The organism is Pedobacter suwonensis (assembly GCF_900111825.1).
Lineage (GTDB): Bacteria > Bacteroidota > Bacteroidia > Sphingobacteriales > Sphingobacteriaceae > Pedobacter > Pedobacter suwonensis.
The window spans coordinates 117402-128929 of the sequence record NZ_FOJM01000002.1 but is presented as its reverse complement, the minus strand read 5'-3'; the positions used below and the strand labels follow the sequence as shown (position 1 = coordinate 128929).

The window sequence follows — 11528 nt, the reverse complement described above, 5'->3', positions numbered from 1 at the left end:
ATTAATTTAGCGACTGCTACTTGCAAATAACTATGAATAAACGAATAATCCTTACTGCTTCTTTTTTTGGTGCTGTTGCCGTTTTGTTGGGGGCATTTGGTGCCCATGGACTAAAAGCTTTAATTGATGGACCATCACTAGAAATCTGGCAAAAAGGTGTCGACTACCAGTTTTATCATACATTTGCTTTATTATACCTTTCTACTTTTGCCCGTTATCGGAACAAGCTTATTAATATTGCTTATTTCTGCTTTACATTTGGGATTATTCTTTTTTCAGGGTCGCTATATTTATTGGCTACCCGAAGCATCACGCATTTAGGATTTACAGAATTTATTGGTCCGGTAACGCCAATTGGTGGGCTTTTGTTTGTATTGGGATGGATAATGCTCTTTTTTGCAGCATTTAAAGATAAGTAATGAACACTTTCGAAAACGATATTTTTTCAGAAAGAGAAACACTTTTTGTGGAAGTTATTTTGCCTTTATCGTTGGCGAAAAACTATACATATCGGGTACCTTTCGATTTAAATGATCAGATTGCCATTGGAAAACGTGTAGTGGTACAATTTGGAAAGCATCGAATTTATACGGCTTTAATTAGTGCAATCAGCAAAGTGCCACCTACGGTTTATGAGGCTAAATACATTATTGACGTTGTAGATGCCGAGCCTGTAATTACACCCATGCAGCTTAAATTCTGGACATGGATGACCAATTATTACATGTGCAACGAGGGCGATGTTATGTCGGCTGCCCTGCCGGCCAGTTTAAAATTGGCCAGTGAAACCATCCTGGTTCTTCGCGATGATTATAATGAAGCGTCTGTGCTTACCGATAAAGAAGAAATCATTATCAATGCACTTAAACAGCAACAGAAACTTACGGTTAATGATGTTTCTAAACTGCTGGGACAGAAAACTGTATATCCAATCATCAATCAGCTATTGGATAAGGAATTGGTGCTGGTGGCAGAAGAGGTGGTGCAGAAATATAAACCATTGCTCAAATCTTTTATTATTTTAAATGATTTTTATAATGACGAAGAAAATCTGAAGCAGCTTTTTAATGTTCTGGAAAAGGCGCCTAAACAGTTAGACGCTTTATTGGCTTACCTGAAATTGCGAAAAACAAATTTGCCCATTGCTAAAGAGCAGCTTTTAGCAGAAAGCAGTTGTGGGCCGGCGGCATTAAAAGCTTTAACAGACAAAGACATTTTTGTGGTGATGAAAAGGCCGGTTAGCCGTTTGGCTTCCCATGATGAAGAGTTTAGTGTTAATTTTGAACTGAACGGAAGTCAGCAAAAAGCCTTGGAGCAGATTAACCGGCATTTTGAGGAAAAAGAAGTTGTTTTGCTGCATGGCGTAACCGCGTCAGGAAAAACGCAGGTTTATATTAAACTGATTGAAGAGATTATTCAGAATACAGATGGACAGGTACTGTTTCTGTTGCCCGAAATTGCGTTAACCACGCAGATTGTAGAACGTATTAAACGTTATTTTGGCAATGCTATTGGGGTTTACCATTCTAAGTTTAATAATAGCGAAAGGGTAGAAATATGGAATAAGGTAAGAACAGGTGCCTATAAAGTAATTCTTGGTGCGCGTTCGGCAGTTTTTCTTCCGTTTGAAGATTTAAAACTGATTGTGGTTGATGAAGAACACGAACCTTCTTACAAACAGTATGATCCGGCTCCCCGCTATCAGGCACGTGATGCGGCCATATATCTCGGTTATCTGCATCATGCCAAGGTTATTTTAGGCTCAGCCACACCATCCCTGGAGAGCTATTATAATGCCCTGCAGGGGAAATACGGCCTTGTAGAAATGAAAGAGCGCTTTGGCGGGGTTCAGCTTCCTAACCAACAGGTGGTGAGTATTGCAGAAGAAACGAAGAAAAAAACAATGAGTTCGTATTTTTCGAGCGTATTGATCAAAGATATTGATCTGGCACTTTCTAAAAAAGAACAGATTGTATTGTTTCAGAACAGGAGGGGCTACGCTACAATTTTAATCTGCGCTACCTGTGGTTATACTCCAAAATGCGTGAACTGCGATGTAAGTTTAACCTATCATAAAAGCAGTGGTAAACTGCATTGCCATTACTGTGGTTACCAGCAGAGCAGTATAAACATTTGTCCGGCATGTGGATCGGTACATGTAGAGCAAAAAGGGTTTGGAACCGAGCGGATTGAAGAAGAACTCAGGTTACTTTATCCAGATGTTACTATTGCCCGGTTAGACATGGACAGTACGAGGACCAAAAATGGTTTACAGCAGATTTTAAACGATTTCCAGGAAAAGAAAACCGATATTTTAATCGGTACACAGATGGTGGCCAAAGGCCTGGATTTCGACAACCTGAACCTGATTGGCGTAATTAATGCCGATACGCTTTTAGGTTATCCAGATTTTCGTGCCTACGAAAGGAGTTTCCAGCTGCTTGCACAGGTTGCGGGTAGGGCAGGCAGACGAGCCGATCAGGGCAATGTTTGTATCCAGACTTACGACGCTGAAAACCGGATTATCAAACAGGTAGTGAACAATGATTATGAGGGGATGTATAATGATGAGATTCTGGAGCGCGAGAAATTCCTTTATCCGCCGTTTTCACGGATGATTTTTTTATATATCAAACATAAAGATTCTCATGTTCTGGATCACGCCGCACTTACCCTTGCCAATATTTTAAAAGGAAAATTCGGTAAGCGTGTTTTAGGTCCGGAACAGCCACTCGTAAGCCGTGTACGTAATCTCTACATCAAACAGATCATTATTAAGGCCGATAAGCACACCGCTATTCAAAAAGTTAAAGATGCGTTAAGGGAAACGCTTACGCAGTTTAATGCCACTAAAGAATTTAAGGGGATTTTTACGCAAATCGATGTAGATCCGTACTAGAAATGATTGAATGATTGAGTTTTGAATGAGTGAATGGTTTTTCAGTCTCTCATTCTATAAATCTCTCACTCTATAATTCAATCATTCCGTAATTCTGTCATTCGATGATTCCCTCATTCTATCCTTCTCTCCATCTTTCCTTCAATCCTTTTTATGTGGATAATGTATCATTCTCAAACTCAGCCAATCCATTCACAAATTCAATCATTCTCTTATTTTAACCTTGAATCACCGTTAAAAAAAGCTAATTTTGAAGCTCATGGCATATAAATTTGTTGATAATTACCGAGAACGTGGAGCTAGAAAAAAACTGGTTGAGTTGTTAAGGTCACGTGGAATTGAAGATGAAAATGTATTAGCGGCCATTGGTAAAGTTCCACGTCATTTCTTTTTTGATGAAACGTTTTGGAACCAGGCCTACAAAGATATTGCTTTCCCCATAGGTGATGGACAAACCATATCTCAGCCTTATACGGTTGCTTACCAAAGTGAATTGCTCCACATTAAAAAAGGAGATAAAGTACTCGAAATCGGAACAGGATCGGGCTATCAAACCTGCATTTTAATGGAGTTGGGCGCTACCGTATTTACCATCGAAAGACAGGAGAATATTTACAACAGAACCATTCAGGTTTTACCTGGGATGGGGTATCGACCTACTTTTTATTGCGGTGATGGTTCCAAGGGAATTGCCGCGCATGCACCATATGATAAAATAATCGTTACCGCTGGTGCGCCAATGGTTCCGGAAATTTTATTAAAACAATTAAAAATTGGTGGCATTCTGGTGATCCCGGTCGGTGATGAGAAAACCCAGAAAATGGTTACGGTGATCCGTGTAAGCGAAACAGATTACGACAAAATTGTATTGGATACTTTTAGATTTGTACCATTGGTTGGAGACCAGGCATGGTAGAAGGCGAGTCTTTAGTCCAGAGTCCGCAGTCTGTAGTCATTTATACTTAAACCTTAACCCGGGACTAGATTATTGCGCTATCCAGCGTTAAGTTTGTATTCGAAAGTCCTTAGTGTAAATTCAATTAGACTAAGAACTCAAGACTTCAGACTGAAGACTAGCCTACCTCTTCATGGCTCTATCCAGCTCCCGCTTATTATCCCTTTCCTTAATGCTATCGCGTTTGTCGAACTCTTTTTTACCCTGGGCCAGTGCAATTTCCATCTTGGCAAAACCCCTTTCATTGATAAAAATGCGTAAAGGAACAATGGTATAACCTTTTTCTTCGCCTTTCAGCTTTAGTTTTCTGATTTCTTTCTTTTGAAGGAGTAATGCCCGGTCACGTTTTATATCATGGTGGTAAAAAGAACTGTGGCTATATTCAGAAATATGGAGGTTGCGCACATAGAGATTCCCACCAATGAACATGCAAAATGCATCAGTCATGTTGGCCTTACCTTGTCTGATTGCTTTTATTTCTGTTCCTAAAAGTGCAATCCCGGCTACGTATTTATCTAAAAGATTATAATCAAAATATGCTCTTTTATTCTTGATGTTGATATCGTTTTTCAAAATTTTAATAAGTGTATCATTGTAGTATATACAACGGTATGTAAAACAAAATGTTTGAATTACAAATGCGCCTCACTATGCTCAATTTGTTTCAGTATCTTTTATGAGCTCCTTAAATAAAGTTGATCACGATCTGTCCAGGAATGAAGGCCGTTAATGTAATTCGCGGTTAACAGCTGCAAATATCTTAAAAATTGGTGTGATAATTTAGTTTTAATTTATTTCGGGCTTAATGCGATCGTTAGGCTGAATTAATTTACAAATAGAGGTGATATTTTCAATTGTCTTTTAGCTACTTTGTGGGCAGCAGTTTTATGTAGATGGGCCCTGAAATAAATTACCTTCAGTGAGCTCGCTAACGCTCGGTTCAGGGTGACGACTCTAGGCAAGTATGTTAAACCTTAATCTCTGTATTAGTGGGTTTTAGTTAGGAGAGTGTAAGGACAGTGCTTTTGGCAGCTTCAGTCATACTTTTTATCGCACCAAAACCAGAAAAAGCTTTTGGTTTTCGCGGCAATGATGTTTATTTAACATAGGCTTTTGCAAGGGGAACAGGCTTTTCATCAGTTTACAAGCCCTTATCTTTAAACCCGACAGGAGCGAACACGCAGTGCAACGGAGTAAAGCGGATGGCGGGGCTGCAGAACCGATGAAAAACTGAAATTCATTTTCTAATGATGATACTTGCATTAAAGAGAAGTCAGGTTTGATCGCTTAGTGCATATTTAAACTTGACTTCTCCTGGAAAAAATATTCATCTCTTTGTAAAAGCTAGGGCATATATTATTATGTTCGTATTTATTGGTTTAAGTTTGAACTTAAAATATCTAAAATGAAATTCAGGAACTTACTTTTAATCTTATTGTTAGCCGTAACTTTTCAGGTAAATGCACAGCAACCCGCACTATTGCCGCAGTTTACCTTTTATAAACTGGATGGGAAACCTTTTTCAAACAGCGATATTAAACAAGGAAAAAAGAATCTCTTTATATTGTTTGATTGTACCTGCGAGCACTGTCAGCGGGAAAGTAAAAACCTGAACGCGAATTATGCCAAGTTCAAGGATGTTAATATTTATATGATCACAATGGATGAAGCTTATATCATTCCGCAGTTTTTTAATTCATATGCCAAAGGCTTGAATACAAAACCAAATGTGTTGGTGTTGCAGGATAAAAAAAGGATATTTATTCCAACATTTTTACCTAAACAATACCCGGCAATGTATTTATACTCGCCTGCCGGCAAATTGCTTATGTACCAATCTGGCGATGGTGGTATCAAAAAAATGTTGACGGTGGTGGGTAAATAATCATTTCAATTACAGCAACACGCCAGTCATAGCTGTGCTTTGATTATAATTCAACGCTGAACAATCTACCTGATAATCAACACCGGGATATTCACTTTGTGCCTCACCGAATCTACTGTAGTGCCAAAAACAAGGTCTTTTAAACCTTTATGTCCGTGTGCACCCATCACCAGGAGTTCCATTCCGTTTCGGTTACTGATATCGGCTATGGCTTTTCCTGTGTTTCCAAAACCAATAAATGGTGTAGCATCATAGCCAAGGTTTTCCAGGTTAGTTTTATATCGCTCAAGGTTAACCGCATCACTCTGCGTTTCGTGGTCCATTACTTCCTTACCCAGATATCGTGCGGCAGCTGTTTCTACGATGTGTATAAGGTAATAGTGTGCATCTTTGCCGCCTTGAATTAAAGCATGCCTAATCGTGTTTCGGTCGTTTTTAGAGAAATCAACGGCAATTCCAATTTTTTTATACGTGATCTTATCAATTTTGCCGATATCCAACGCATCTCCATGAGGCACGATTTTTCTGGATGCATTTTTTTTCTGTTCCAATAAAGGATGGAAGAAGACATAGAGCAAAAGTAACACAATGAGGATTAATGCAGGTATTACAATGGCGTAAATCCACCAGTTATTGGCTTCTTTTGTCCAACCGCTTATCTCTTCAATAACCAGTTTCACATTAAGTGCGATGATCACGATGGCACTTGTCCAGGCTAAAACCTTTACCCACGGTTTAATGGCGAAATCTTTCATCAGTTTTTTATCTGATGTAAAATGGATCAAAGGGATGATCGCAAAGCCCAGCTGCAAACTTAACACCACCTGGCTCAGCACCAACAAACCGCCAAGTGCATCGTCGCCATAGTGTAATATGGTAAAAAATGCAGGGATGATGGCCAGTAATCGGGTAATCAGCCTTCGTAACCAGGGTTGGATCCTTAAGTTGATGTGTCCCTCCATAATAATCTGTCCGGCTAAAGTTCCGGTTACTGTAGAGCTCTGCCCGGCAGCGATAAGCGCAATAGCGAACAGGGCGGGGGCTACGCTCCCAAAAATATTTGAAAGTAATTTATGCGCATCCTGAATTTCTGCCACTTCATGTAAGCCATTTTTGTAAAAAGCAGCTGCGGCGAGGATCAAAATGGCCGCATTAACAAAAAAAGCGAGATTTAATGCAACGGTGGTATCAATAAGATTAAATTTTAAAGCTTCTTTAATTCCCTGGTTGCTCCGTTCAATTTTTCTGGTTTGTACCAGAGAGGAGTGAAGGTAAAGGTTATGTGGCATTACCGTTGCGCCGATAATCCCGATGGCAATATAAAGTGCATCGCCATTGAGAATAGAAGGTTCAAAACCTTTGGCTACCTCTTTGAGTGACGGCTCAACAATAAACATTTCAACCAGAAAAGAAATGCCGACGATAAAAACCATCGAAACAATAAATCCTTCCATAGCCCTCATGCCCTTGTTGAGCAAAAAAAGCAATAAAATGGTGTCGAAAATCGTAATGCTAATGCCCCAGATTAACGGCAAGCCAAAAAGTAGCTGTAAACCAATGGCCATGCCGATAATTTCGGCAAGATCGCAGGCAATAATTGCGGTCTGCGCCAAAGCAAACAATGGAATATTGGCCCAACGCGGATAAGCTTGTTTAGAAGCCTGTGCCAAATCCAATCCCCTTACTATACCTAAACGGGCACTTAGTGATTGTAAAAGCAGCGCAATGAGGTTTGACATCAGTAATACCCAGATTAACTGATACCCGAATTTACTTCCACCTGCCAAATCTGTCGCCCAGTTCCCCGGATCCATGTAACCCACACTAATTAAATAAGCCGGACCAATAAAGGCCAGAATTCTGCGCCAGCCTTTCCTTTTATCGGTATTTACGCTTTGATGTACTTCACTTAGCGATTCAGTTTTTGCCATTACTGCTGATTAAAATATGTTTTGCAACTTCTCTACTGATATTAACTTGTTTATCGGATATCCGGATCTCAACCGAACCGTCGAAATCGGTAACATCGCTAACCTGGATTTGTTTGCCAAGGGTAAGGCCTAATTTTTCCAAATGTTTTAAAAAAGGAGAACTGTGCTGACTCACCCCGGTAATGGTGCCGGATTCGCCTGTTTTTAATTCAATAAGTTTGATAAACTGGGTTTTTGCAAATCGTCTGTTTTTATCGGGGATCGGATCGCCATGAGGGTCTGTTCTGGGAAAACCTAAAAACTCATCTAGTCTTTCAATCAGTTCAACTGATTTGATATGTTCCAACTCTTCAGCCACATCATGCACCTCATCCCATTTAAAATTTAGTTTATCAACCAAAAAAACTTCCCATAATCTATGTTTACGTACAATATCTATCGCTGTGTTTTTTCCTGTTTCGGTTAAGGTAACGCCCTGGTATTTAACATAATCAATCAGGCCCTTCTCTGCCAGTTTTTTGATCATGTCTGTAACCGATGCAGGTTTGGTTTGCATTTGTTCTGCTATGGCATTGGTTTGAACATTTGTGGTTTTCTCTGCCAGATGATAAATGGTCTTTAAGTAGTTCTCTTCGGTATAGCTTTGCATTTATGTTTGCCTAATTTTATTTTTAGGTAAATCTAAAAATTATTTCTTAAAATATATATGATAAATTATGTTAAAATTTAGAATTTAATTTGGTTATTTGTATTCGCAATACCTTTAACACCATATGGCATCTGAATTAGATAAAATTGATTTTAAAATTTTAAGAATACTTCAAGAGAACGGAAGAATTACCAATCTGCTTTTATCACAGGAAATTGGTTTATCACCCGCACCAACCTTAGAGCGTGTCCGCAAGCTCGAAATGGCAGGATATATTAAAAGTTACCATGCATTGGTAGATGAAGAAAAACTGGGTTTGGGCATTAAAACCTTTATCCAGATTCAACTCGATTTTCATAAAAACAATACCATCCAGATCTTTTTAGATGAGGTGAATCAAATCAAAGAGATCACAGAATGTCACCATGTTACAGGTCAGGCTGACTTTTTGTTAAAGGTTTATGTGAAAGACATTAAAGCTTACGAACGTTTAATTATGGATAAAATCAGTAAGATTTCTGTAGTGAAAACCTTCCAAACGATGATGATCATGTCTACCACGAAGAAAGAGCCTATTGTTCCGTTGGAATATTAGACTTAAATACCTGCATGATTCTTCTTTTATCATTGAGAATCACTGTATCTGTCGGGCGAGTCACCCTTGTTTCAGGAAATTAGATGTTAAACTTTTGCTATCTTTTTTACCATATAAGAAACATAAGGACATGTCAGATATGGAGCTTATATGTAACTTATATTCCTTATATGTTTCCGGCTTGGCGGCTCTAGTGCTTCGTCACCCGGAACTTATTTCAGGGAATTGATTTAAAATTAAATTCCCCAGATTCGGATAAGAATTTTTGTATTTTAGTATCATTAAAATCTCTTTATAAATATTCCCCAAACGGAACGCTGTTCTGAATTCCCTTATCCATCCGATAACAGGGACCAAAACATTATTTTCTAAAATCTATAAAGAGAACATCATGCAAGATTTAAAAATTGCTTTAATTGGTGCTACAGGTAAAGCTGGTACCTATATTTTAAAAGCGCTTTTGGCGCACCAGTTCAGGGTAAAAGTGCTGGTCAGAAATCCGGAAAGACTTCAGATCAATCATTCTTCGCTTGAAATGATAACCGGTGACGTTAAAGATCAAGAAACTGTGCAAAAACTTATACAAGGTTGCGATGTAGTTATCAGTGCGCTGGGGTTGGGGCAACCAGCAAGTGAAAAAACAATCTTTACGCAATCAACAGGAAACGTCCTGACAGCTATGAAAGCCCTTAAACTAAATCGTTATTTGGTGCTTACCGGCATTAATGTAGATACACGTTTTGACGATAAAGACGAAAAGACCAAATTTGCTACCCGATGGATGTATGATAATTATCCAATTTCAACGGCTGACAGGCAAAAAGAGTATGAATTGTTAATCGCAAGCAATCTCGATTGGACGCTAATCCGTTTACCCTTAATTATACAAACCGATGAAAAAACAGCGATAGGAACAAGCCTGGTGAATTGCGTTGGCGATCAGATTAATGCAGCTAATGTGGCGGGATTTATTATTGATCAGTTAGCAGAAGTAAAATTTATAAATCAGGCCCCTTTTATTTGGAATAGTTAGGTTTATAACTTTTATCGTCACTGCGAGGAGGCACGACAGCCAGTCCCGATTTCTCGGGAAAGCAATCTTTAATGGTAGCGATCCTGCTGGAGAGATTGCTTCGTCGGCTGAAAAAGCCTTCTCGCAAAGACGATTACGCTTGCAGTCCGTCACCCTATACTTGTTTCAGGGTCTTTTACGTAATAGATCTCTCTCCCGAACGTTCGGGACTGCACTTCAGTCGAGACGACTTTTTCATTGAAGTCTGTCAAGGAGAACCCTTAGTTTCTTATTGGTCGATATTTAGGCAATGTTTTCTCCAATCCGCACCACTCATTTCAAATTTCACTTCCCCTTTATTTACCATCCCCACTTTTTTCCAGCCCTGCCTGGTGTAAAATTCTTCTGCACGGGTATTGGGCGCTGTACCTAGCCATACCAATTCTTGTGTTTGATTAAAATACCAATTCATCATCAAGCGGTGCAATCTTTTGCCAATTCCTCTGCCTTCGAACTCCGGACGCAGAAATAAGGCCCAGATATTATGTTCTTTTAAATCTACAATAGAGAAACCCACTACTTCTCCATCCACTTCGCAAACCCAACCTTTACCACGTTGCGTAATAAACTCTTCGCAATCTTTGTCAGTAACTAAAGTAGGATCAGACAAAATGTTCTCTTTTACGGTATGCCTGACAATTTGCATCGCAGATATGTCAGTAGTTTTTGCCTCGCGAAAAATCATTTTTGATCAGTTATTGAGAAAGTTAATGATTTGAAAAAGCCTTTTAAATGCGCTAACAGTTGATTATTAATCGTAAAGCTAATCAATAAAATGTTTATGACAAATGAATGATTGTGAATTCTGGAATTGGTTCTACATTTGCTTAACGGTGTTAGATTATTTACACCAAATATTCCAGTCATGGGAAGTAAAGAAAGAATTCTACGTTTAAAAGATGAAACCAGAACAAAAATTCTGGATGCTGCCTTGAACATTGTTCAAACAGAGGGCTGGCAGGCATTGAGTATGCGTAAAATTGCCGACCAGATTGAATATACGGCACCCATTATTTACGAGTACTTTTCTAATAAAGATGGAATCTTACTGGAACTCACCAGAAGAGGGTATTTGATTTTGGCTAAGGATATCCGTGAAGCCAGGGATAAACACAAATCTCCGGAAGAAAAAATGGAAGCCATGTGGATTGCCTACTGGAACTTCGCCTTTGCCCATAAAGAATTTTACCAACTGATGTACGGGGTGGATATGGTTTGTTGTACCGTTAAAAATTCATTGCCCGAAGCTGAAAATGTAGGTGGTATGTTAGGTGAGGTAATTGAATCTTTATTCAAGAAGAAATCAGTTTCTGATGATGATATTTGCATGAAGTATTACACGTATTGGTCAATCATTCATGGTTTGATTTCCATTAACCTGGTGCGCCCGAATGGAAGAACAACCGACGAACTAAACCAGCAAATTTTGAAAGATGCCATCAAAGGCATCACCTTATCTATTAACAGTTAGCATTTTTTTTTAAACAGTAACTTAACACTGTTAAATTATTTATACACTATAATTCAATTTAAATTTAATCC

11 protein-coding genes are annotated in these 11528 nt (G+C 38.8%); 7 read left to right on the top strand and 4 right to left on the bottom strand.

The window, feature by feature from the left end; all coding sequences use genetic code 11:
• The first annotated feature begins 32 nt into the window (after positions 1-32).
• From BM107_RS03185 to BM107_RS03175, 3 genes are all read left to right on the top strand, one after another.
• Complete coding sequence (locus BM107_RS03185) at positions 33-419, top strand: DUF423 domain-containing protein (protein ID WP_090980217.1); 387 nt, start codon at positions 33-35, stop codon at positions 417-419.
• A complete protein-coding gene (gene priA, locus BM107_RS03180; RefSeq protein ID WP_090980215.1) occupies positions 419-2899 on the top strand; it encodes a replication restart helicase PriA in 2481 nt (826 codons plus the stop codon). The genes BM107_RS03185 and priA overlap by 1 nt, the downstream gene beginning before the upstream one ends.
• A 259-nt stretch (positions 2900-3158) precedes the next feature.
• Positions 3159-3815 (top strand): protein-L-isoaspartate(D-aspartate) O-methyltransferase, encoded by a 657-nt coding sequence (locus BM107_RS03175; RefSeq protein ID WP_090980213.1) that lies wholly within the window; start codon positions 3159-3161, stop codon positions 3813-3815.
• A gap of 162 nt (positions 3816-3977) precedes the next feature.
• Here BM107_RS03175 and smpB read toward each other — a convergent pair whose 3' ends face one another.
• Positions 3978-4427 carry an SsrA-binding protein gene (gene smpB, locus BM107_RS03170; RefSeq protein WP_090980211.1) on the bottom strand — a complete coding sequence of 150 codons (450 nt, stop codon included), beginning with the start codon at positions 4425-4427 and terminating at the stop codon, positions 3978-3980.
• An 832-nt stretch (positions 4428-5259) separates the two neighbouring features.
• Here smpB and BM107_RS03165 point away from each other — a divergent pair.
• Positions 5260-5739 carry a TlpA family protein disulfide reductase gene (locus BM107_RS03165; protein WP_090980209.1) on the top strand — a complete coding sequence of 160 codons (480 nt, stop codon included), beginning with the start codon at positions 5260-5262 and terminating at the stop codon, positions 5737-5739.
• 65 nt (positions 5740-5804) lie between these two features.
• On the opposite strand, the gene BM107_RS03160 is transcribed toward BM107_RS03165, so the two are convergent.
• Positions 5805-7670 (bottom strand): Nramp family divalent metal transporter, encoded by a 1866-nt coding sequence (locus BM107_RS03160; RefSeq protein WP_090980207.1) that lies wholly within the window; start codon positions 7668-7670, stop codon positions 5805-5807.
• Positions 7657-8319, bottom strand: coding sequence for a metal-dependent transcriptional regulator (locus BM107_RS03155; protein ID WP_090980205.1), 663 nt, complete (start codon positions 8317-8319; stop codon positions 7657-7659). Before BM107_RS03155 ends, BM107_RS03160 begins: the two co-directional genes overlap by 14 nt.
• Positions 8320-8443: 124 nt before the next feature.
• Here BM107_RS03155 and BM107_RS03150 point away from each other — a divergent pair, with 124 nt between their 5' ends.
• Together BM107_RS03150 and BM107_RS03145 are read left to right on the top strand one after the other, a co-directional pair.
• Positions 8444-8914 (top strand): Lrp/AsnC family transcriptional regulator, encoded by a 471-nt coding sequence (locus BM107_RS03150; protein WP_025142637.1) that lies wholly within the window; start codon positions 8444-8446, stop codon positions 8912-8914.
• Positions 8915-9305: 391 nt separating this feature from the next.
• Positions 9306-9947 (top strand): NAD(P)-dependent oxidoreductase, encoded by a 642-nt coding sequence (locus BM107_RS03145; RefSeq protein ID WP_090980203.1) that lies wholly within the window; start codon positions 9306-9308, stop codon positions 9945-9947.
• A gap of 268 nt (positions 9948-10215) precedes the next feature.
• On the opposite strand, the gene BM107_RS03140 is transcribed toward BM107_RS03145, so the two are convergent.
• Complete coding sequence (locus tag BM107_RS03140; protein WP_090980201.1) at positions 10216-10671, bottom strand: GNAT family N-acetyltransferase; 456 nt, start codon at positions 10669-10671, stop codon at positions 10216-10218.
• A 180-nt stretch (positions 10672-10851) separates the two neighbouring features.
• Here BM107_RS03140 and BM107_RS03130 point away from each other — a divergent pair, with 180 nt between their 5' ends.
• Positions 10852-11457, top strand: a complete 606-nt coding sequence (locus tag BM107_RS03130; RefSeq protein WP_090980197.1) for a TetR/AcrR family transcriptional regulator — start codon at positions 10852-10854, stop codon at positions 11455-11457.
• Positions 11458-11528 lie beyond the last annotated feature (71 nt).